This is a genomic window from Massilia sp. 9I, assembly GCF_902506415.1.
GTDB lineage: Bacteria > Pseudomonadota > Gammaproteobacteria > Burkholderiales > Burkholderiaceae_D > Telluria.
Genome location: NZ_LR733275.1, coordinates 5,449,721 through 5,471,608, shown reverse-complemented (window position 1 = coordinate 5,471,608; position 21,888 = coordinate 5,449,721). Strand labels below are relative to the sequence as shown.

The following is a 21,888-nucleotide window of genomic DNA, read 5'->3' as shown; positions in this document are numbered from 1 at the left end:
GGAGAATACGGGACGGGCGCACGCGCAGCGCGCGGCGGCCGGACGAATCAGGCGAGGGCGTGACGGGGAGGGCGTTCGGGGAGATCGGGGTCGCTTGCGCTCACGCGCGCCGAGGCGGCGGCGGGGCAGCAGCTGCACGGGCAGCAGTCGGGGGCTGCAGGGCTGGAGGCAGGCGCCATGGCGGTGCCCACCGAGCAGGCGGCGCAGTTGCCGCACTTTTTGTGCTGCGGCCCGCCGGCGCCGTCGTCGTCCGCCGCGGCATTGGCAGCGGCGTCGCCGTGGCAGGGCGCCTTGGCTTCGTGCTTGGCCGCGTGCTTGGCCGATGAGGACGCCATTCCGTGCGCGCAAGTCATCGCCGCCGCGGCGAATCCCTGGAAGGGGACTGCCAGCAGCACGAGCCAGACGAGCAGGGTGCGGACGAGCATTTTCACGCGGCCATTCTAGCATGGGTTTTTACAACACCGGGCGGCCGAATATTGCAGAGCTTGCAAGCGACTGTTAGTATGCCGAGGGGATCTACTCGGAGGGCGCCATGCACATGCTGTTTCGCCTGCTCGGCCCACGCCGCAGGAAAAATCAGGAAGAAATCACCGGCCGCGCGGCCGAGGTGATCGCGCAGGTGCTGTTCGACGTGGGCCTGGACCGCTTCCTGGCCGGCACCATGCTGCTGGACCGCGAGTATCGCCTCCATTTCTACGCTGCGCCGCCGCAGTCTTCCCGCGCCGTGCTGGCCAGCGTCGCCGTACTGGAGCTGGGCGAGGCGCGCGTATTCCGCACCCACGTGATGCAGTCCGGGATCGACGCGCCCACGCTGGCCTGCCACACCCGCATCATGGCGGATGGGGTCATGCGCGAACTGCGGGCCCGTTCGCCGGCGCTGTGCGCACTGCCGGCCGCGCGCCGCGAACGCCGGCTGATGCGCCGCGCCTGAGCCTACTGCGCCATTCGGTGCGCGCCGCCTCGCGCAGCATTGCTATCCTTCCCCTGCAGCTATTTGCGTGGAAAGGCTATCTGTATGAGCGTTCGCAACCTCGAGCATCTGTTCGCACCGAGCTCGGTCGCGCTGATCGGGGCATCCGAACGCCCGGGCAGCCTGGGGGCCACGCTGCTGCACAACCTGCTGGCCGGCGCCTTCAAGGGCGAAGTCTGGCCGGTCAATCCCAAGTACGCCGAACTGGCGGAGCGGCGCTGCTACGCGAACGTGGCCGAGCTGCCCGAGGCGCCGGCGCTGGCGGTGATCTGCACGCCCCCGGGCACCATCCCCGCGATCGTGCGCCAGTTGGGTGAGCGCGGCACCCGCGCGGCCGTGGTCCTGAGCAGCGGCCTGCTTGAAGCGCGCGAGCGCGGACGCAGCCTGCGCCAGGCCATGCTCGATGCCGCCCATCCCTACCTGCTGCGGGTGCTGGGCCCGAACAGCGCCGGCCTGCTGACGCCCGGCCTGGGGCTGAACGCCAGCGTCGCTTCCAGCGGCGCGCTGCCCGGACGGATCGCCTTCGTGTCGCAGTCGGGCGCCCTGATGGTCGGGGTGCTGGACTGGGCGCGTACGCGCGGCATCGGCTTCTCGCACTTCATCGCGCTGGGCGACGCGGCCGACGTCGACCTGGGCGACGTGCTCGATTACCTGGCCAGCGACGGTGCGACCAGCGCCATCCTGCTCTACGTGCAGGACCTGCGCTACGCGCGCAAGTTCATGTCGGCGGCGCGTGCGGCGGCGCGCAGTAAACCAGTGCTGGTGCTCAAGGCCGGACGCGAAGAAGACGACGTCCCGGCCGCGGCCAGCGAGAGCGGGGCGCTGGCGCGCCGCGACGACGTGTTCGACGCCGCGATCCGGCGCGCCGGCATGCTGCGGGTATACACCACCGACCAGCTGTTCTCGGCCGCCGAGACCCTGGCCTATGCGCGCCCGCTGCATGGCGAGCGCCTGGCCATCGTCAGCAACGGCGCCGGACCGGGCGTGCTGGCGCGCGACGCGCTGGCCTACGGCGGCGGGGTCGAGGCGCAGTTTTCCGACGCCACGCGCGAGCGCCTGGACACGCTGCTTGGGCCGCGCTGGCGGCGCGGCAACGTGGTCGACCTGCAGGGCGGCGCCGCGCCTGCGCTGTACCGCGAGACCCTCGAAATCCTGCTGCAGGACCCGCAGGTAGACGCGGTGCTGGCGATCCAGTCGCCTACCGCGACCGTGGCCAGCCGCGACGTTGCCGACGCCATCGCGCCGCTGGCGCGCAGCGCTTCCAAGACCCTGCTTTCGTGCTGGCTGGGCGGGGCCGCGGTGCTTGATGCGCGCGCGATCGCGTCCGGCGCGCGCCTGCCGGCCTTCCGCACGCCGGAAGACGCGGTAAGCGGCTTCCTGCAGCTGGTGCACTACCGGCGCAACCAGAACCTCTTGATGGAAGTGCCGCCCTCGATGGCGGGCACGGTGGCGCCGGACCGGGCGGCGGCGCGGGCGCTGGTGCGCGAAGCCATCGCCAAGGGACGCTACCTGCTGTCCGACCCGGAAACCAAGGCCATCCTGCGCACCTACGGCATGGCGGTGGTCGAGACGCGCCGCGCCGCGACCGTCGACGAGGCGGTGCAGGCGGCCCAGAACATCGGCTATCCGGTGGCGGTGAAGATCCTGACGCCGGACGTGATGCACAAGTCGGACTTCGGCGGCGTGACCCTCGACCTCGACAGCGCGGACGGCGTGCGGGCGGCGGCGGCACGCATGCACAAGCGCCTGGGCGAGCTGTTCCCGCAGGCGCGTTTCGAAGGCTATTCGGTGCAGGCCATGGCGCGCTCGACCAATGCGCACGAGCTGATCGTCGGCGCCGCGCTCGATGCCGTGTTCGGGCCGGTGATCGTGTTCGGGCAGGGCGGGGTGACGGTCGAAGTCACGGACGACCATGCGGTCGGCCTGCCGCCGCTGAACCTGGTGCTGGCGCGCGACCTGGTCGACCGCACCCGCGTGGCCCGGCTGCTGGCGGGCTACCGCAACCGCCCGCCGGTGAACATGGACGCGGTACTGGCCAGCCTGGTGCAGGTCTCGCGCATGGTCTCGGACATCCCGGAAATCGTGGAGCTGGACCTGAACCCGCTGCTGGCCGACAGCCGCGGCACCGTGGTGCTGGACGCGCGCATGCGCCTCGCCCTGGCCGACCGCTCCGGCAGCACGCTCGACCGGCTGGCGATCCGGCCCTATCCGCGCGAGCTGGAAGAGACCATCGAGTGGCATGGCGCGCCCCTGCTGCTGCGCCCGATCCGGCCTGAAGACGGACCGGCGCACCTGGCCTTTTTCGATGCGCTCACGCCCGACGACGTGCGCTACCGGATGTTCGTGCGCATCCGCGAGCTGCAGCCGTCGCAGCTGGCGCGCTTCACCCAGATCGACTACGACCGCGAGATGGCCTTCATCGCCACCCGCCCGAACGCCGACGGCGTGGCCGAAACCCTGGCGGTGGGCAGGGTCGTGGCCGACCCGGACAACATCACGGCGGAGTTCGCGGTGACGGTGCGCTCGGACCTGAAAGGCATGGGGCTCGGGAAAATCATGATGCAGAAGCTGATCGACTACTGCCGCGCGCGCGGCACGCGCGAGATCGTGGGCGAGGCGCTGCCGCAGAATTCGCGCATCACCGGCATGGTCAAGAAGCTGGGCTTCACCGTGAAGTCGACCGGCCTGGAAGGCATGCGCGAGATGCGCCTCGTGCTGTGAAATATTATTTCATCTAAGCACTGAGAATGAAATATTCTTTCACCGGCGGAAGCGCACGTCTTCCTGTACGACTTTCGTTTCGCCTTTCGGCTTCTTGGGCTTCTTCGGCTTTTTGACGATCTGGCCGCCCGCCGTGGTCTCCGGCACCCGGTGGTCCGGCTCGAAGCCGCTTTCCTCGACCCGCTTGATGGTCTGCTTGGTGAGCGCCTCGATCGCCGCCAGGTATTCCACCTCGTCGGCCGCCACCAGTGACACCGCTTCGCCCGATGCGCCGGCACGGCCGGTCCGCCCGGTGCGGTGCACGTAATCCTCGGCGACGATCGGCAGGTCGACATTCACCACCACCGGCAAGTCCTCGATATCGAGCCCGCGCGCGGCGACGTCGGTGGCCACCAGCACCTTCACTTCGCCGAGCTTGAAGCGCTCCAGCGCGCGCAGGCGCGCCGGCTGCGGCTTGTCGCCGTGGATCGCGTCGGCCGGGATGCGCTTGGCGTCCAGCAGGCCGACCAGCTCGTCCACGCCCTTGCGGGTCTTGGCGAAGGCCAGCACCTGGGTCCAGCCATGCTTCTTGAGCAGGTGCAGGAACAGTTCGGACTTGCGTTTCTTGTCGACCGGGACCAGCCACTGGGTGATCCTGGCCACGGTGGTGTTGCGCGGCGTCGCTTCGATGCGCACCGGTTCACGCAGCAGGCGGTTGGCCATGGCGCGGATCTGGTCCGAGAAGGTGGCCGAGAACAGCAGGGTCTGGCGCTTCTTGGGCAGGGCTGCGAACACCTGGTCGAGCTCTTTTGAAAAGCCGAGATCCAGCATGCGGTCCGCTTCGTCCAGCACCAGCGTGATGACCTCGTTGAACTTCACCGCGTTCTGGCGGTGCAGGTCGAGCAGGCGGCCGGGCGTAGCGACCAGCACGTCTACCCCTTTTCGCAGGTTCATCATCTGCGGATTGATGCTGACCCCGCCGTAGGCCACCATGGTGCGCAGGTTCAGGCCGGCGCCATAGGCGCGGAAACTCTCGTGCACCTGTTCCGCCAACTCGCGCGTCGGCACCAGCACCAGGGCGCGCACGGCATTGCTGCTGACCGGCTTGTCGCGCTTGAACAGGCGCTGCAGGATCGGCAGGGCGAAGCCGGCGGTCTTGCCGGTGCCGGTCTGGGCCGCGGCCATGACGTCCTTGCCGGACAGCACGGCAGGAATCGCCTGCTGCTGGACGGCGGTCGGGGTGGTGTAGTCAAGCGAAACGAGGGTCTGGACGATCGGTTCGATCAGTCCAAGGGCGGCAAACGGCATGGGAACCTTACGGCGAATAAATAAACAGGCCGTAGTGTAGCTTGCCGGAGCCCGGCATGGCGAATGCGCCTCAGGCGACGACCACCACGGTGTCCGACAGGTCGACGATCGGCTTGACCGGTTCGCGCTGGTCCTTGCAGCCACCCGTGATCAGCGTGGCGACGATGAGCGCAAATGGAAGGAAGCGGCGCGGTGGCATGATGGCTCCTTGATAAGAGCTTTCATCATACGCCTGTCCGCGCCGATGTACATACCTTCCCAATGTTTTAGAAGCTGTACGACAGAGTAGCGCGCAGCACCGGGTAGACCTTGTAGTCCGAGGCTTCGTCCTGCAGGCGCAGCTCCTCGACGGCGACGTCGCTGGCCAGCTTGCCGCACACCGCGTTCGAGGTGGTGCAGCCGTAAGGAATCAGGTTGACCTGCGCCTTGCCCTGGTAGAAGGCGCCGATGTCGGCGCCGAAGTTCCAGCGCTTGTTCGGGGTGAGGGCATTGCCCCAGCCGATGCCGATATAGGGCGCGGCGCGGCGGAAGGTGACGTCGCCCTTCAGGCTGCCGATGTCGGTGGTCGAATAGGTGTTGCCGTTGAAGGTGAACTTGCCGCCGGCTGCCGGTACGCCGGTCGCGTTGAAGCGGGTGCCGTTGTACAGCACGCCGCCGGTCAGACGGAAGTTGCTCTGCGGGATGACGTACCAGTCGAACAGCACGTCGAAGGTGGCCAGCTTGCCGTCGAGCTTGTAGTCGACCAGGCCCGAGCGCTTGTCGAAGTCGTGCTTGAAGTAGTTGGCGCCGAAGCGGCCGTTCAGGGTGCTCTCCATCGGCACCACGATGTGGAAGCCCGCGCCGGTCGTGCCGAGGTCGGCGGTGACGGCGGCGCCCACCTGGGCCTGGGCGGAGGCGCCCGCGAGGAGGGCGGCAAATGCGAAGACGGTATGCTTGAATGCCATGCTGGAAAAACCTTTCAGTATCGAACAGCCGAGCATTGTAAAGCAGGGCCTGACATTTACCGAGAAAAAGCGACTGCCGGTGACGGCAATGCGCAACGGATTATTTATGCCGAACGGGGCCGGTTTCGTCGCCGCTATCCCGGCTCCGTCGCATAATGTCACCGGGCAATGGAGACCGGAACTAATCTGGCGCTGTCCCACTACTGAAAGAACATCATGATCGCAAGTACCATTCATCTCGGACGACTGTTGCTGGCCTGGCTCGGCTGCTACCTGTTCCTGTGCATCCTCGTCAACCAGACCATCTTCGAGCCGCTCTTCGATATCGACCCCAGCGGCTGGTTCGCACTGGGCGCCTTGCTGCTCGCCTCCTTCATCGCCTCTGGCGTGTTCTCGCATATCCGCCGGGTCCGCCTGATTGCCGGCACCCTTAATGCCAGCAGCCTGTCCAACCGCCAGCGCCGCCAGATCGAGATTCCCTTCGAGGCCGGCGAAGCCTTCGACCTGATCGACGCCGCCATCCGCGAACTGCCGGGCGCCGAGATCGTCGACTCGGCCCGCGACAGCCTGCAGGTACGCGCCAAGGTGCGCCGCATCGATCCCTACGGCAGCGGCAGCCATGCCGGCTGGTCGCTCGACCACTTCGGCTCCCGTCGCAACCAGATCCTGGCCACCGTCACGCCGAACGGCGACGCCGCCGGCAGCGTCACGCTGATCTGCGAACCGGAAGGCGCGGCCTGGACCGACGTGCTGCTGGTCGACCATGGCACCAACCTGGAAAACGCGGAAGCCATCGTCCGCGCCATCACCCGCCGCGTGGCCGCGCGCCGCCGCGGCGAACAGGCGCAGGTACGCCAGACCGCTACCGAGAAGGAACTCACGGTGGCCAAGCTGAACCTGCTGCACGCCCAGGTCGAGCCGCACTTCCTGTACAACACGCTGGCCAGCGCCCAGGTGCTGACCCGCAGCGACCCGGCGCGCGCCGACGAGATGCTGGGCAACCTGATCCAGTACCTGCGCCATTCGCTGCCGCGCACCGAGGATGCGCCTTCGACCATCGGCGAAGAGCTGGAGCGCGCCCGCGCCTACCTCGACATCCTCAAGATCCGCATGGGCCCGCGCCTGCAGCTGCAGGTGGATATTCCCGACGCGCTGCGCGGCGTGCTGTTCCCGACCATGATGCTGCAGACCCTGGTCGAGAACGCGATCAAGCACGGCCTGGAGCCGAAACCGGGCGGCGGCACCGTGTGGATCCTGGCGCGCCAGGTCGACAACACGGTCGCGGTGACGGTAGCCGACGACGGCCGCGGCTTCACCGCCGAAGGCGGCGGCACCGGGGTGGGCCTGCGCAACGTGCGCGAACGCCTGCGCCTGGCCTACGGCAGCGCCGCCAGCTTCTCGATCGTCGCCAACTTCCCGAGCGGGGTGGCGGCCACCATCACGGTGCCGAATGCCGTCAACAGCACCTTGAATGCGGGAGGGCTGCATCATGCATAACGCAAATAGCGCCAAAGTCACCTGCGTCATCGCCGAAGACGAAGCCCTGCTGCGCGAATCGCTGGTGCAGATGCTGGGACAGGTGTGGCCCGACCTGGACATCGTGGCCGCCTGCGAGGATGGCGGCAGCGCCCTGGAAGCGATCGCGGCGCACCGTCCCGACGTGGCCTTCCTCGACATCCGCATGCCCGGCCTGAGCGGACTGGAAGTGGCCTCCAGCCTGCTGGAATCGGGCATCAAGACCGAAGTGGTGTTCGTGACCGCCTACGACCAGTACGCGATCGATGCCTTCGAGCGCGGCGCGGTCGACTATCTGCTGAAACCGGTGGCGCGCGAACGCCTGGCCGGGACGGTGGGGCGGGTGCGCGAACGCCTGCAGCGCGGCGGCCAGGACGTCCTGCAGTTGCAGGCCCTGCTGCAGCAGCTGGCCAGCATCGCACCGCCGCAGCCGAAGGCGCCGCCGCTGGTCTGGCTGACCGCCAGCCGCGGCCAGGAGACGCGCCTGATCCTGGTCGACGACGTGGCCTACTTCCAGGCCGACAGCAAGTACACGGTCGTGATGACCCAGGACGGCGAAGCGCTGCTGCGCACGCCAATCCGCGACCTCTTGGCGGTGCTGGATCCGAGCATGTTCAAGCAGGTGCATCGCTCGACCATCGTCAACCTGCGCGCGGTGGCGGGGGTGTCGCGCGACGAGAGCGGGCGCGGCACCCTGCGCCTGAAGAACCGGCCCGAGACCTTGGCGGTGAGCCAGCCCTTCATGGCGCTGTTCCGTAACATGTAAGCAGATGTGAAAGCTTGTGCAGAGTGTAAGAGTGTGGGGTGGCGCACTGTGGAACAGCAATTTCCGGTGGTAAAGTGCGGCCATCAACAAACATGAGAGGCACACCATGAAAGCCCTGATCCTCTGCGCAGCCCTGGCAAGCGCTTCCATCCCGGCCCTGGCCCAGACCAATGTCAGCATCAGCGTCGGCCAGCCCGGCTTCTACGGCCGCATCGACCTCGGCGACCCGGGCTATTACGGCCCGCCGCCGGTCTACATGGCGCAACCGATCATCGTCGAGCGCCATCGCCGCGCCTATGCAGAGCCGATCTATCTGCGCGTGCCGCCGGGCCACCGCAAGAACTGGAGCAAGCACTGCCGCAAATACGGCGCCTGCGGCCAGCCGGTGCTGTTCGTGCAGGACCGCTGGTACTCGGACGTCTACGTGCCGCGCTACCACGAGCGCCATGGCGGCGGCCGCGACCGCTGGGATGACCGTGGACAGGGACGCGACCGTTGGGACGACCGTGGCCACGGACGCGACCGCCACGACGACCGCGGCCATGGCCGGGATCACGACCGTGGCCATGGCAACGGTCACGGCAAGGGCCACGGCCGCGGCCACGACTGAGCCGGCTAAGAGGGCAGCGGCGCCTCCGGCGGTAGCAGCCCTTCGTGCACTAGTTCCTGCCAGAATGCGGCCGGAATCTTCAGTTCCATCAGCACGGCATTGCGTTTGAGGTGCTCCGGACTGCTGGCGCCCGGAATGGTCGCCGACACCACCGGATGCGCCGCACCGAACTGCAGCGCCGCCGCAGCGAGGTCGACGCCATGTCGGCCCGCCACCTGGCGCAGGCGTTCGCGCCGTTCGTAGTGTTCCGGCTTGGCGGCCAGGTAGTCGTAGCGGTCGCCGCCCGCGAGAAAGCCCGAGTTGTACGGGCCACCCAGCACCACCGAGGCGCCGCGCTCCATACACAGTGGGAACAGGGCGGCGAGCGGCGTGGTTTCCATCAGCGTGTAGCGTCCGGCCAGCAGGAAGATGTCCGGGTCGGACTGTTGCAGCGCGCGCATGCAGGGCTCGACCGTGTTCACACCCAGGCCCCAGGCCTTGATCACGCCTTCCTCGCGCATCCGCACCAGGCCTTCGAAGGCGCCGCCCGGACCGGCCGCCACCCGGAAGTGGTGCTCGAACTGATCGCCAAAGGCGTCCACCGAGAGGTCGTGCACGTAGACGATGTCGATGCTGCCGAGTGCCAGGCGCTGCAGGCTGTCCTCGACCGCGCGGCGCGCGCCGCCGGCGGTAAAGTCGATCACGCGCCGGAAGGGCAGTGAGGAAACGAAGGGTGGAAACACCTCGCCGGCCAGGTCCGGCACCAGCACGCGTCCGACCTTGGTCGACAGCGTGTAGTCCACGCGCGCCCGGGTGCGCAGGGCCTGGCCGAAGCGGTGCTCGGACAGGCCGGCGCCGTAGTGCGGCGCAGTGTCGAAGTAACGAATGCCGGCGTCCCAGGCCGCGTCGACGGTGCTGCGCGCCGCATCGTCGCTGGTCGTGTGGTACATGTCGCCGAGCCCGGTGCCGCCAAGGCCCAGGCGCGTGACCGGTCGGTAGCGCTGGTTCACGTCGCGTCCTTTCATGCTGGTTGGCCAGGTCATGCTACAGGAGCGGCACGCCGCGCCACGCACGGGTCAGCGAAGTTCGCTTGCGTGCGCGGCGATCACCCGCCAGGCGCCATCCGGCGCGCGCCGCCAGACACGGGTATAGCGCAGGTCGGCGCTGAACGAGGACGGGCCGAAGCTGCCTGCCAGGGCCATCCGTACCGACACGACGGCGCAGTCGCCATCGACGTGCACGCGCATCTCGGAGCCGTCCATGCGTTCGAGCTTGAGCAGCCCCGAGCGGTGCGTTTCGAGGTCGTCGTGTTTGCCGAATACCTGGCCCAGGTGATTCGTGAAGATCAGCCCATGGTCGATCAGCTCGTCCAGGGCCGCGAGGTCGGAGGCGAGCATGGCGCTGCGCAGGCGCGCCTCGGCCTCGATGATGGCGGATGCAATGTCGTTCGGCATGGTGTCCTCAGCTTGGGAGAGCCTATCTTAACCCGGTGCGCATGAACGGGAGCTGTCCCGCGTTCCCGTCGTTTGCGTAGTAAGATTGCCACATCGCCCATGTGCTGGCATTGCCGGACGGGCGCCATGAGAGGAGCTTACTTTGCGTAGCGAATTCGTGATCGTGGGTGGCGGTGCGGGCGGCCTGGAACTGGCCTGCAAACTGGGCCGCAAGCTGGGCCCATCGAAAGTAACGCTGGTCGACAGCCGGCTGTACCATATCTGGAAGCCTTCGCTGCACGAGGTCGCGGCCGGTACCCTGGACATCCACCAGGAAGGCCTGTCCTATCAGATGCTGGCGCACGACAATGGCTTCAATTTCGTGTTCGGACCGATGACGGCGCTCGATGCCGCTTCGAAAACCATCACGGTGGGCGCGATCGTCGCGGCCGCCGACAACGACGAGGTGCTTCCCGAGCGCCGCATCCGTTACGACTCGCTGGTGCTGGCGATCGGCAGCACCTCGAATTATTTCGGCGTGCCGGGCGCGCAGGAAAACACCATCTCCCTGAACGCCACCGAGGACGCCGAGCGCTTCCGCCTGCGCATGCTGCGCCTGATGCTGGCGGCCGAGCAGGAGCATGAAGAAGGCAAGGGCGCGGGCCTGGACGTGGTGATCATCGGCGGCGGCGCCACCGGCGTCGAACTGGCGGCCGAGCTGCGCGAAGCTTCCGGCGCCTACGTCACCTATGGTTTCGACCAGCTCGACGTCAAGCGCGACGTGCGCATCACCATCCTGGAAGGCGCGCCGCGCGTGCTGGCGCCGCTGCCGGAAAAGGTGTCGAGCGCCGCCAATGACCTGCTGGGCAAGCGCGGCATCCGCGTCGTGACCGATTGCCGGGTGACCCAGATCGACCGCGACAAGGTGGTGGACAAGGACGGCAACGTGTATCCGTCCAACCTGTGCGTGTGGGCGGCCGGGATCAAGGCGCCCGACCTGTTGGCAACGCTCGGCCTGCCGACCGCGAAGGGCGGCCAGGTCGAGGTCGATCCGCACCTGCGCGTGAAAGGCGTGGCGGACGTGTATGCGCTGGGCGACTGCGCCGCCTGCGTGGACGGCAAGGGCAACGCGGTGCCGCCGCGCGCGCAGGCCGCGCACCAGCAGGCCGATTACCTGGTCACCACGTTTCTACGAAAGTCGAAGGGACATGCGCCCCAGGAGCACCCGTATGAATACCGCGACTACGGGTCGCTGGTGTCGGTGGGACGTTCGACCAGCGTGGGCAGCCTGATGGGATCGCTGCGCGGCGCCAGCTGGTTCGTGCAGGGGACGATGGCGCGCTTGATGTACACCAGCCTGCACCTGATGCATCACCGGGCGGTGCTGGGTACGATGCGGACCGGGGTGCTGGCGCTGGCGCGCTTCCTGGTGCGGCGCGCGACGCCGCTGGTGAAGCTGCACTGATCCTTACGGTGGGCGGCCTAGCCGCCCACCCTACGTTCAGACGGTCGGAGCCTGCTTCGGCAAGGTCATGCGCAGCACGGCGCCGCCAGTCTCGCCGGCGCCCAGCTGCAAGCTTCCGCCCAGGAAGCGGGCCCGCTCGCGCAGCAGGCGCAGGCCGTGGCAGCTGGTCGATTCCAGCACCTTGTCGTCCTTCGGGAACCCAGTGCCGTTGTCGCGTACCGTCAGCATCACCTGCTCGCCGTCGTCGTCCAGGATGACGTCGACCTCGGTGGCGCGCGCATGTGCAGCCACGTTGCGCAGGCCTTCCTCGACGCAGCGCAGCAGCACCACGCCCTGGGTACGGGTGTAGGACCCATCCTCGTCGGGCAGGCTGGTGCGGGCCTTGATGCCGTTGGCGGCGGCAAAGCCTGGGACCAGTTCGGCCAGCGCGGCCTTCAGGCCCAGGAACTCGAGCTTGTCGTTCCACAGCTCGAGCTGCATCTTGCGGTTGGTTTCGATGATGTTCGCGAGCAGCTGCTTCATCTGCGTGCTGCGGTCGCGCATCGCCTGGTTGTCGGCCGGGATGTGCTGGGTCAGCAGCGCCAGGTGCATGGTCAGCGCGGTCATCGACGAGCCAAGGCTGTCATGGAGCTGGCGCGCCAGCAGGCGGCGTTCCTCGTCCCAGCAGGCGGCGAGGTAGCCCAGCATCTCGGTGAGTTCAGCGGTGCGGTCCACGCCCGGCGCTGCAGATGCGACAGCAGCCGGGCCGGGCTGCGGATGGTCCGGTTCGGTCATCGTAGGCTCGGTTAAATGTTTCCTAAATAATACATCAATTGGCTTTCCTGCGGCGCGCACGCTGCGGTGGGAAAGCAGGCATTGTAACCACGGAGCGGCGCGAAACTGCGTGCGGTGCCGTACAGTCGGCTCGGCGGTTTCAGGCGAAGCTTGACCTGTGGCGGATGCCACTTTACTAACAACCGGGGGTACCAATAATGACGACCGCAACCAAACCGCAGGATGCCATCACACTGCTGACCGCGCAGCACCGCGAAGTCCACGCCATGTTCGAAAAGTTCGAAAACATGACCGACCGCGCCAAGGTCAGCAAGAAAAAGCTCGCCGACGAAATCTGCCAGGCGCTGATCATGCACACCACCATCGAGGAAGAGATCCTGTATCCGGCCGTGCGTGAAGCCACCGAGGAAACCGAAGACATGGTGGACGAGGCCGTTGTCGAGCACGCTTCGGCAAAGGACCTGATCGCCCAGATCCAGGAAATGGACCCGGGTGACGACCTGTACGACGCCAAGGTGAAGGTGCTGGGCGAACTGGTCGACCACCACGTCGAGGAAGAAGAGGAAGAAATGTTCCCGAAGATGAAGGAACTGAAGCTGGACCTGAAGGCGCTGGGCGAGGAAATGGCAGCCCGGGCCGCCGAGCTGCAGTAAATCAGTGCAACGGGCCGCCGGAGCGGCCGGCCCGTCAGGCTGCGTCGGCTGCTTGCAACGCCGCCGGCGCCAGTGCCTCCAGTAACTGATCCATGCCGACCGGCTTCACCAGGTGCTGGTCGAAGCCTGCTTCCAGCACGCGGCGCTGGTCTTCCGCCAGGCCGTAGCCGGTGAGGGCGATCAGGCGGATATTGCGTGTGGCCGGGTCGCGCCGCAGGCGGCGCGCCACTTCATAGCCGTCGATGCCGGGCAGGCCGATGTCCACCAGCGCCGCCGCCGGGCATTCGGCCAGCGCGGCCGCCACGCCCTGCAGGCCGTCGGCCGCGGTCGCCACCGGGAAGCCGTGGGCGGCCAGCATGGTCGCCATCATCTCGCGCCCGTCATCATTGTCTTCGATCAGGAGCACCGAGGGTTTGCCGCTGTTGTCGCCCAGGCTTTGCTGCGCGGTGGGCGTCACTACCACCGGCTGGGTAGCGGGCAGGCGGATCATGAAGGTACTGCCGTTGCCGCTGCCTTCGCTCTCGGCGCTGACGCTGCCGCCGTGCAGCTCGACCAGGCGGCGCACCAGCGACAGGCCGATGCCCAGGCCGCCCTGCGCGCGGTCGATCGAGATCGCGCCCTGCACGAATACGTCGAACACGTGCGGCAGCAGTTCGGCCGGGATGCCGACGCCGCTGTCGCGCACGGTCAGCACCACGTCCTCGCCGGACTGTGCCAGGTTGATGTCGATGCTGCCGCCGCTCGGCGTGTATTTCAGCGCGTTGTCCAGCAGATTGGAGGTGATCTGTTCCAGGCGGGTCGGGTCGCCGTCGACCCAGCCCGGGGCAAGGTCGACGCTGAAGCGATAGCTGGCGGTGCGGCCGGTGGCGCGGAAGGTTTCCAGGCAGCCGGATACCAGGTTCGACATATCGGTCGGCTTGCGTGCCAGCAGGATCTTGCCGGACATCGCACGCGACAGGTCGAGCAGGTCGTCGACGATGCGCGACAGGTGCTGGCTCTGGCGCTGGATGATCTGCTTGGCGCGCGTGACGGTCTCGGCATTCGCGCCCGTCATGCCGATCAGCGAGGAAGCGCTGCTGATCGCCGACAGCGGATTGCGCAGCTCGTGGCCGAGCATGGCGAGGAATTCGTCCTTGGCGTGGCTCTTGCGCTCGGCGTCGCGGCGTTCCTCCATCTCGCGCACGAGACGGCGGTTGGTCGCGGTCAGCTCGGTGGTGCGCTGCGACAGCTTTTCGGCCTGGCGCTTGAGCTGCTCGTTCTTCATTGCCAGCGCCACGAACACCGAGACCTTGGCGTGCAGGATCTGCGGGATCACGGGCGTGAACAGGAAATCGGCGGCGCCGCGCTGGTAGGCCTTCAGGCGGTCGATCTCGTCGGCCAGGAAGGCGGTGACGAAGATGATCGGGATGTCGGCCGAGCGCGCGCGCTGGTGGATCGCTTCGGCGGTCTCGAAGCCGTCCATGCCGGGCATGTTGACGTCGAGGAGGATCACGGCGAAATCGTGAAGCAGCACCTGACGCAGGGCTTCCTGGCCGGAGCGTGCGGAATGCACGGAGTAATTGCTCTCGTCCGCCCACTGGTCGAGCAGGCTCGTCAGCGCGAGGAGGCTGGCGGCGTCGTCGTTAACGACCAGGATCTTGGGTTTGTCTGTGTGGGCCACGATAGTTCATCATACTTTCACAAAAGGGTTTTCCCTCAGGAAAGATAATATCAAAGCTTGTAGTTACGTTGGAGAAAATAGCCTGTAATAACAAAGAATGATATCACGGGCAATTTAGGTGCAAATAGGCAAAATCTCAATCGTGCGCAGCAAAGGTGTTCGCTGCCGCACATACAGGGCGAGACGGGTGTGCGATAGTGAAAACCGTCCAGTTCAACCGTATCGCATCGAGGACGGGGCTGCCTACATGAAAGGACACACAATGAATATCGACTCTATCGTAAATCAGGATTATCGCGGGAAAACGCTCATTGAGCTCGTCAATTCTCCGCTGACCGCCCTTTGTGGTGTCAACGAACAACAAGCCAGCGCGTTTGCCGCCGCTGGCGTGCACACGATTGGCGATCTCGCCAACATGCAGATCGTCGGCTATGCCACCGCCATCAAGGCGCTGTCGAGCTGCGAAGGGGCATCCAGCAAGGAACGGGCCGAAGAAGCCTTGATGGACGACGCCGTCGAGATGACTTTCCCGGCCAGCGACCCGGTCTCGGTCCAGTCCAGCATCACGCGCATCGAAGTGGCGCCGGACAAGGTCGACGCCAGCCGCGATCACCAGCATGCCCAGGCGATCGAAGAGCACAACAAGGAAGTGTTGCGCTCGGCGGAACCGACCCGCTACATGCAGAAGGACGAAGGCGGGAACCGCTGAGCGGCGGTTCTGAAGCCCGGAGGGGCCACCGGTGGCGCAAGCTGCCGGTGGCCCTTTTTTCATGCCGTAATCGCGTATGAACGAAGCACGACGAAAAAGGGGCTCCCGCGAATGCGGGAGCCCCTTTGCCTTGAGACCGGTGAAACAGCGCTCAGCGATGCGGCGCCGCCATCTCCACCGCTGCGGGCGCCGGCGTGGCCGACACCTTGGCCGGGGCCTGGCGGTTGGCAGCCGGCGAGCAGAAGCGGTTCTTGCCGGAGCGCTTGGCTTCGTACAGGGCGTAGTCGGCGATGTTGATCAGGGCATCCACCGTTTCGGCGTCGTCCGGGTAGATGCTGATGCCGATCGAGGTCGACAGGCGCAAGGTGAGGTCGTTGATGAAGTAGGGTTCCGAAATCGCCTCGACCAGCTTGGCGGCCGGTCCCTGGGCGTCGGCCAGCGTGTGGATATCCGCCAGCACTACCATGAATTCGTCGCCGCCGAGGCGCGCCACCGTGTCTTCCTTGCGCGAGGTGGCCAGCAGGCGCTGCGACACCATCTTCAGGATGTCGTCGCCGTAGGCATGGCCGTAGGTGTCGTTGATGGCCTTGAAGCCATCCAGGTCGAGGTACATGACTGCGGCCTTGGAATGGCTGCGGTTGGCGTGCTGCAGGGCGGTCTCGATGCGGTCTTCCAGCAGGCGGCGGTTGGGCAGGCCGGTGAGGGCGTCGTGCAGCGCCAGTTCCTGCTGCGCGCGCGAATACTGCGCCAGTTCCTTGTAGAGCAGGCGCACTTCCAGCATGTTGTGGATGCGCTTGTGCACTTCCAGCAGGTCGAAGGGCTTGCTGATGAAGTCGCGCGCGCCCGCTTCCAGCGCGGCGATCTTGAAGCTTGGCTGGGCGGTCAGGGCCAGCACCGGCAGGTAGCCGCCCTGTTCGATTTCCTTCAGCCCCTTCATGACCTGGAAACCGTTCAGGCCCGGCATCTGCAGGTCGAGCAGGATGAGGTCATAGTTGTGCTCGCGGTGCAGCGGGCACACCTGTTCCGGCAGCATCGTCGAACTGACGCAGGTGTAGCCTTCCTCGCGCAATATCTCTTCCATCAGTTCGATATTGTCGGGCGAGTCGTCCACCACCAGGATCTTCGCGTTCAAAATGTCTTGTCTGCTCGGCATACTCGTTCTCTTCTATGCTGTCGGGACCGTGTTCCATTTCCTTTTGGAATGGGAACATCCCATCTCTTCATAGTCTAACAAAGCTCAGAAAATTTCTTGTAGGACAGCGCCGCGTGTCCGGGTAGGATCATTATCGGCCAAGCCCGCGGCTGTCGCCAGTCCTCATTTGTGCAGGTGGCGCGGCCACCGAAGCGATCGCCGCAATCAATTCTCCCGGCTCCACCGGCTTCGAAATATGGGTCGAAAAACCGGCTTCCAGCGCCTTCAGCCGGTCTTCCGGACGGGCGAAGGCGGTCAGGGCGATGGCCGGCAACTGGCCGCCCGCCTCGACCGGCAGGGCGCGCACCCAGCCGATCAGTTCGAAGCCGTCGACCTCGGGCATGCCCAGGTCGCTGATCAGGACATCCGGCCGGTCCGCGCGCAGGGCCTCGAAGGCTTCGCGCGCGCTGGCCGCGATGCGCACGCGCGCGTGGCAATCGGTGAGGATACGCGCAATCAGCTCGCGGCCGTCGCGCGCATCGTCGACCACCAGCACCGTCAGCCCGGCCAGGTCGTGCGCCGCGGCCTCCAGCGCTTCAGGCGCCTGAGAAGGCGCCGCCATCGCGTTGCCGGCGCGGCCGCCGGCGGCCGGCGCCTCGGCGCGCGGCAGTTCGATGGTGAAGCTCGCGCCCAGGCCTTCGCCGGGACTCTCGGCGCGCACCGTGCCGCCGTGCTGCTCGACCAGGTGCTTGACGATCGACAGGCCCAGGCCCAGGCCGCCGTGGCGGCGCGTCATCGAAGCGTCCTCCTGGCGGAAGCGTTCGAACACGTGGGTGATGAACTCGGGACGGATGCCGGCGCCGTTGTCGTGGACCGTGACCGCGACCACCTTCCCGCCCTCGGCTTCGCACTCGCTGAGCTCGACCACCACGGTGCCGTCGCGCGGCGTGAACTTGATCGCGTTCGACAGCAGGTTCCACACCACCTGCTGCAGGCGGCCGGTGTCGCCGGCCACCAGCGCGCCCGGCGCCGTGTAGCGCTTCTCGATGGTGATGTGCTTGGCGTCCGCCGCCGGCCGGACGGTCTCGATGGCGGCGTCGATGAAGGAGGTGGGAGAGATCACCTGCATATCGAGCAGCACCTTGCCGGAGGTGATGCGGCTCATGTCGAGCAGGTCTTCGATCAGCTGGGCCTGGGCGCGTGCGTTGCGTTCGATGGTCTGCAGGCCGCGCTGCAGGTCGGCGCCGTCGCGGCTGCCGCGCCGCAGCACCTGCGACCAGCCGAGGATGGCCGACAGCGGCGTGCGCAGTTCGTGCGACAGCGTGGCCAGGAATTCGTCCTTCATCTGGCTGCTGCGCTCGGCTTCGGCGCGCGCCGCGCGTTCGTTCTCCAGCAGCAGCTTGCGCTCTTCGGCGGCGCGGCGGGTGGCTTCGTACAGGCGCGTGTTGTCGACCGCGATCGCAGCCTGGGCGGCGATGCCGCGCACGATGCGCTCGCTGCGTTCGCTGAAGATGTCGGGCTCCGGGTGGCCGAAGAACATGGTGCCGAGCAGCTCGCCGGAACGGGCCGCCACCGGCACCGCCATGTAGCTGCGCAGCGCGGCGCCGCCGAATTGCCAGGCGCCGTTCGCATCGCCTGCGTCGCGCTGCAGGTCCGCGATCCGCACCACGTCCTGGCTGCGCAGGGCGGGCGGGAACAGGGTGCTGGTGCGCGCCTCGTCCAGGCGCTCGAAGTCGGCGCTGCCGCCGGCCTGCGCCGACAGCGAGAACAGGGTGCCGTCGCCGTCTTCGCCATAGTGGATGAAGGCGGCATGGCGCGCGCCGCTCACGCCCGCCGCCGCTTCGGTGGCGGCGCGCAGCAGGGCGGGCAGCTCACGGGTCGAGGCCAGTACGCTGCCGGTATTGTTGAGCAGTTCGAGCACATGCGATTCCTCGCGCAGGGCCTGCTCGGCGCGCTTGACCTGGTCGACGTCGGTGTTGGTGCCGAACCAGCGCACCACGTTGCCTTCCGGGTCGCGCACCGCGCTGACGCGGGTCAGGAACCAGCGATAGCTGCCGTCGGCGCCGCGCAGCGGGAATTCCATCTCGAACGGGGCGCCCGCCAGGACGGTCGCATTCCAGCGCGCCATCACGGCGCCCAGCACGCCCGGTTCGATCATGTCTTTCCAGCCCCAGCCGACGCTGTTTTCCGGCGTGCTGCCGGTGTAGGCGTACCAGCGGTCGTTGAACCAGACGATGGCGCCGTCGGTGCCGGCCATCCAGGCCAGCTGCGGGATCGTGTTGGCCAGCGCGCGCAGCAGTTCCTCGCTCTGGCGCAGGCTGTCTTCGGCGGTCTTGCGGCCGCTGATGTCCTGCACCACGCCGGTCATGCCGACCAGGGTTTCCTGGCCCTTGCGTTCGGCGTAGTCGGGACGCCCGACCAGGGCCACCCAGCGCGCCGCGGTGTTGTCGTCGCCGCCGGTCTCGACCCGGCATTCGACGTTCAGGTCGGCGCGCGCCTTGAAGGCCTTGAGCACGGCGCGCCGTACCTGGATCCGGTGTTCCCGGGGCAGGCGCAGGCGCAGCTGCGGCCAGGGCAGCGGGGCCTCGGCCGGCAGGCCCAGGATGCCGGCCGCGCGCGGTCCCAGGATCACGCGGTCGAGCGCGGCGTCCCAGCGCCAGTCGCCCAGGCGGCCGGCGGCCAGCGCCACCTGCAGGCGGTTGTTGTTCTCGACCAGGGCCTGCTGGTCGAGCTTGCGTTGGGTGATGTCCTGGAAGTACAGGGTCAGGCCGTCGGGCGAAGGGTGCAGGCGCATCTCGAGCCAGCACTGCAGGCGCACATAATAAAAGTCGCGCACCACGGTCTCGCGCCGCTCCATCGCGCGGCGGCAGTCGGCCGCCACCGAGGTGCCGTGCAGGTCCTCGAACTCGTCCCACAGGTTCTTGCCGATGAGCCCCGCGCGGCTCTTGTCGAGCGGGGCGATCATGGCGAGTGCGCGCCCATTGATGTAGGTGATGCGCCAGCCGCGGTCGACCGCGCAGAAACCGTCGGACAGGCTCTCGAGCATGTTTTCCATGCGCTCGCTGGCGCGCCGCAGGGCGTCCTGCGCGGCCATCAATTCTTCCTCGGCGCGCTGGCGCGCAGCCAGCACGCTCTGGGCGTTGCGCAGGGCGGCCGAGCGCATCATCTCGAGTTCGTGCTCGTCGCTCATGCGGCCCCTTCCAGGAGTACGGCAGCCAGGCGCGTGCCTTCGACCCGCGCGCGCACCTTGGCAAAGGCGGTGGCGCGGCCCACGCCGGCGTCGTCGAAGAAGGGCGCGAAGCCGGCGTCGTCGGTGGTGCCGAGGCGCTGCGGGCCCAGGTAGCTCGCCGCCAGCAGCACGCGGTCGCGCACCTGCTGCGCGCTTTCGACCGCCGGGTTGGCCGGATCGGTGACGCCGACGAACACCCGCTGATAGGGGCGCGCATAGTCGCGCGCGATGCGCAGCACCCGCTCGGGCTCCGGCTGGCCGGCCAGCGCGATATAGAAGCTGCCGGCGCGGATCTCGAACAGGGCCGGCAGCAGCTCGGCGTAGTCGACGCTGCCGCCGGGCGCGGAGATCCCGGCCGCGGAGACGTGCAGGCCGATCAGGCTGCGTTCCGCGTCGGAGAAACGACTCAGGGCCATGTTGTTCAGGTGGACGAAGCTGGCCAGCAGGGCGCCGCTCGGATCGAGCCGCATCGCCAGCGGGCCTTCGGCGAAATCGACTTGCACCTTGTGCGCACCGGCTTCCAGGCAGCGCCGGATTTCGGTCTCGTGTTCACGCACGAGGTCTTCCAGGAACTGCTCGCGCGGATAGTCCGGCAGGCCGTCGGGCGGATAGAGCAGCGACAGCGCCGACGGCGAGATGATGGCTTGCTTGACCGGCTGGGTCGCGTGGCGCCGCGCCGCGCGCAGGTACTGGTCGGCGTAGCAGCCGTAGCGGAACGGACCGTGGGTCAGGCGCGGCATGCGGTGGCGCGCGCCGCCCTCACTATCGAGCAGCGGAATGCGAAAGCCGTCCGGCGCGGTATTCGGGGCCCCGTGCACCGGGTAGGACCAGAAGTTTTCCAGCTTGGCCTGTTCGCCGTCGCTGATGACCGGCGCTCCGGTGGCCTCGAAGGCGGCCACGGTGGCGCGCACCGCCTGCTCGAGCAGAGGCGCGAGTTCGGCCGGCCCGGCGCCGCCGCGAATCGCGGCGACCAGCTCGGGCGGACGGGGAATGCTGCCGATCGGTTCGGTCGGAATCATCGTCGCTGGCGTGGATGCGGGCCGCAGGCGCGTGACGGCGCCCGGCCCGGTACGGCCCATTGTAGCCCAGCCGAAGCGCAGCGGCACAGGGGCACCAGCCTCACCTGGCGGGCGCCGGCAGGCGCGCCACCTTGGCCAGGGCGTCCTGGAGCTGGTCCAGCTCGTAGGGCTTCTGGAGCGACAGATAAGGGAAATCGAGATGGCGCAGCAGCGAATCGCCGTAGCCGGAGGCGAAAATCACCTTCAGCGCCGGATTGTCGCCCAGGGCCCGGCGCGCCAGGTCCACGCCCGACATGCCGGGCAGGCTGACGTCGGAGAACAGCACGTGGTAGCGCTGCTTTCCCAGCAGTTCGAGGGCGTCGTCCGGATGCGCCACGCCGTCGGCTTCGTGGCCGAAGGCCTTGAGCATCTCGCACACCAGGTACTGGGAGTCGAGGTTGTCCTCGACCACCAGGATGCGCAGCGCGCTGTCCGCGCTGTCGGGTTCGGCTAAGGCAGGCAGGCCGGCGGGCGGCGCCAGCAGGATGTGCACGCCGCCGACACCGCCGCCGCCGTCCTGCAGGGGCGTCAGGCGCAGGTCGCAGCGGTGTTCGCGCGGACCTTCCGGGTGGCGGAAGGACAGCGCGGCGCCCGGGATCACGCCAGGCTGGCCCGACCATGCCCCTTGCAGCGCCGCGCCGGCGCCGGCGAGCGGCGGCGGCAGCACCGAAGGCACCGAGCCGCCCGGCACCCGGCCGCAGCCGATTCCCGCCAGGGCGGCGTAGGCCTCGTTGAAGACCAGGATCGTCTCGCGTCCCCAGACGATCAGGCCGGGCAGCGGTGAATTGAGCAGTAGGTCGGCGGCGACCCGCAGCGGGACGGGCCAGCGGGCCGGGTCGCCCAGGCTGCTTGCCGACCAGTCATAGGAGGCGACGGTGCGCGGATCGTGTTCAGGCATGGGCAAATTGTTGTAGGAACGAAAACATGGCGGCCATCCTACACCAAATGCCGTCCCATCGCCCCCGTGATCCGTGCGCGCGGAC

The 21,888-nt window shown here is 67.6% G+C and carries 20 protein-coding genes; 8 read left to right on the top strand and 12 right to left on the bottom strand.

Annotated elements, in window-relative coordinates; translation table 11 throughout:
- Positions 1–47: 47 nt before the first annotated feature.
- Positions 48–431 (bottom strand): hypothetical protein, encoded by a 384-nt coding sequence (locus GV068_RS24575; RefSeq protein ID WP_159704281.1) that lies wholly within the window; start codon positions 429–431, stop codon positions 48–50.
- Between the two features lie 101 nt (positions 432–532).
- Between GV068_RS24575 and GV068_RS24570 the strand changes: the two genes are divergently transcribed.
- Entirely contained in the window at positions 533–931 is a 399-nt protein-coding gene (locus tag GV068_RS24570; RefSeq protein WP_159704278.1) for a hypothetical protein, read from the top strand.
- Between the two features lie 84 nt (positions 932–1,015).
- Complete coding sequence (locus GV068_RS24565) at positions 1,016–3,691, top strand: bifunctional acetate--CoA ligase family protein/GNAT family N-acetyltransferase (protein ID WP_159704246.1); 2,676 nt, start codon at positions 1,016–1,018, stop codon at positions 3,689–3,691.
- A 39-nt stretch (positions 3,692–3,730) separates the two neighbouring features.
- Here GV068_RS24565 and GV068_RS24560 read toward each other — a convergent pair whose 3' ends face one another.
- From GV068_RS24560 to GV068_RS24555, 3 genes are all read right to left on the bottom strand, one after another.
- Positions 3,731–4,978 carry a DEAD/DEAH box helicase gene (locus GV068_RS24560; RefSeq protein WP_159704243.1) on the bottom strand — a complete coding sequence of 416 codons (1,248 nt, stop codon included), beginning with the start codon at positions 4,976–4,978 and terminating at the stop codon, positions 3,731–3,733.
- A 70-nt stretch (positions 4,979–5,048) separates the two neighbouring features.
- Positions 5,049–5,177: a hypothetical protein gene (locus GV068_RS25370; RefSeq protein WP_267874540.1), complete on the bottom strand. Its 129-nt coding sequence runs from the start codon at positions 5,175–5,177 to the stop codon at positions 5,049–5,051.
- 67 nt (positions 5,178–5,244) lie between these two features.
- Entirely contained in the window at positions 5,245–5,922 is a 678-nt protein-coding gene (locus GV068_RS24555) for a hypothetical protein (RefSeq protein WP_159704240.1), read from the bottom strand.
- Between the two features lie 216 nt (positions 5,923–6,138).
- Between GV068_RS24555 and GV068_RS24550 the strand changes: the two genes are divergently transcribed.
- The 3 genes from GV068_RS24550 to GV068_RS24540 all read left to right on the top strand — a co-directional run bounded on the left by GV068_RS24550 (position 6,139) and on the right by GV068_RS24540 (position 8,813).
- Positions 6,139–7,419 (top strand): histidine kinase, encoded by a 1,281-nt coding sequence (locus GV068_RS24550; protein WP_159704237.1) that lies wholly within the window; start codon positions 6,139–6,141, stop codon positions 7,417–7,419.
- Positions 7,412–8,203, top strand: a complete 792-nt coding sequence (locus GV068_RS24545) for a LytTR family DNA-binding domain-containing protein (RefSeq protein ID WP_159704234.1) — start codon at positions 7,412–7,414, stop codon at positions 8,201–8,203. The genes GV068_RS24550 and GV068_RS24545 overlap by 8 nt, the downstream gene beginning before the upstream one ends.
- 106 nt (positions 8,204–8,309) lie before the next feature.
- Entirely contained in the window at positions 8,310–8,813 is a 504-nt protein-coding gene (locus GV068_RS24540; RefSeq protein WP_159704231.1) for a hypothetical protein, read from the top strand.
- A 5-nt stretch (positions 8,814–8,818) separates the two neighbouring features.
- Here GV068_RS24540 and GV068_RS24535 read toward each other — a convergent pair whose 3' ends face one another.
- Complete coding sequence (locus GV068_RS24535; RefSeq protein ID WP_159704228.1) at positions 8,819–9,817, bottom strand: aldo/keto reductase; 999 nt, start codon at positions 9,815–9,817, stop codon at positions 8,819–8,821.
- 51 nt (positions 9,818–9,868) lie between these two features.
- Positions 9,869–10,246, bottom strand: coding sequence for a nuclear transport factor 2 family protein (locus tag GV068_RS24530; RefSeq protein WP_159704225.1), 378 nt, complete (start codon positions 10,244–10,246; stop codon positions 9,869–9,871).
- A 142-nt stretch (positions 10,247–10,388) separates the two neighbouring features.
- On the opposite strand from GV068_RS24530, the gene GV068_RS24525 reads away from it, so the two are divergent.
- Positions 10,389–11,690: an NAD(P)/FAD-dependent oxidoreductase gene (locus tag GV068_RS24525; protein ID WP_159704222.1), complete on the top strand. Its 1,302-nt coding sequence runs from the start codon at positions 10,389–10,391 to the stop codon at positions 11,688–11,690.
- Between the two features lie 36 nt (positions 11,691–11,726).
- On the opposite strand, the gene GV068_RS24520 is transcribed toward GV068_RS24525, so the two are convergent.
- Positions 11,727–12,464 carry a sensor histidine kinase gene (locus GV068_RS24520; RefSeq protein ID WP_159704219.1) on the bottom strand — a complete coding sequence of 246 codons (738 nt, stop codon included), beginning with the start codon at positions 12,462–12,464 and terminating at the stop codon, positions 11,727–11,729.
- Positions 12,465–12,661: 197 nt separating this feature from the next.
- On the opposite strand from GV068_RS24520, the gene GV068_RS24515 reads away from it, so the two are divergent.
- On the top strand, positions 12,662–13,117 hold the full coding sequence (locus GV068_RS24515) for a hemerythrin domain-containing protein (RefSeq protein WP_159704216.1): 456 nt from the start codon (positions 12,662–12,664) through the stop codon (positions 13,115–13,117).
- A 34-nt stretch (positions 13,118–13,151) separates the two neighbouring features.
- On the opposite strand, the gene GV068_RS24510 is transcribed toward GV068_RS24515, so the two are convergent.
- The gene (locus GV068_RS24510) at positions 13,152–14,777 is read right to left on the bottom strand and encodes a response regulator (RefSeq protein ID WP_159704213.1); all 1,626 of its coding nucleotides are present in this window, start codon (positions 14,775–14,777) and stop codon (positions 13,152–13,154) included.
- A gap of 388 nt (positions 14,778–15,165) precedes the next feature.
- Between GV068_RS24510 and GV068_RS24505 the strand changes: the two genes are divergently transcribed.
- The gene (locus GV068_RS24505; RefSeq protein WP_201303348.1) at positions 15,166–15,486 is read left to right on the top strand and encodes a hypothetical protein; all 321 of its coding nucleotides are present in this window, start codon (positions 15,166–15,168) and stop codon (positions 15,484–15,486) included.
- Positions 15,487–15,637: 151 nt separating this feature from the next.
- On the opposite strand, the gene GV068_RS24500 is transcribed toward GV068_RS24505, so the two are convergent.
- From GV068_RS24500 to GV068_RS24485, 4 genes are all read right to left on the bottom strand, one after another.
- Positions 15,638–16,639, bottom strand: coding sequence for a diguanylate cyclase domain-containing protein (locus GV068_RS24500; RefSeq protein WP_159704210.1), 1,002 nt, complete (start codon positions 16,637–16,639; stop codon positions 15,638–15,640).
- Positions 16,640–16,769: 130 nt separating this feature from the next.
- The gene (locus GV068_RS24495; RefSeq protein WP_159704207.1) at positions 16,770–19,808 is read right to left on the bottom strand and encodes an ATP-binding protein; all 3,039 of its coding nucleotides are present in this window, start codon (positions 19,806–19,808) and stop codon (positions 16,770–16,772) included.
- Positions 19,805–20,953 (bottom strand): 5-methyltetrahydropteroyltriglutamate--homocysteine methyltransferase, encoded by a 1,149-nt coding sequence (locus GV068_RS24490; RefSeq protein WP_229464486.1) that lies wholly within the window; start codon positions 20,951–20,953, stop codon positions 19,805–19,807. Before GV068_RS24490 ends, GV068_RS24495 begins: the two co-directional genes overlap by 4 nt.
- Before the next feature lie 13 nt (positions 20,954–20,966).
- A complete protein-coding gene (locus GV068_RS24485) occupies positions 20,967–21,803 on the bottom strand; it encodes a response regulator (protein WP_159704204.1) in 837 nt (278 codons plus the stop codon).
- Positions 21,804–21,888: the final 85 nt, after the last annotated feature.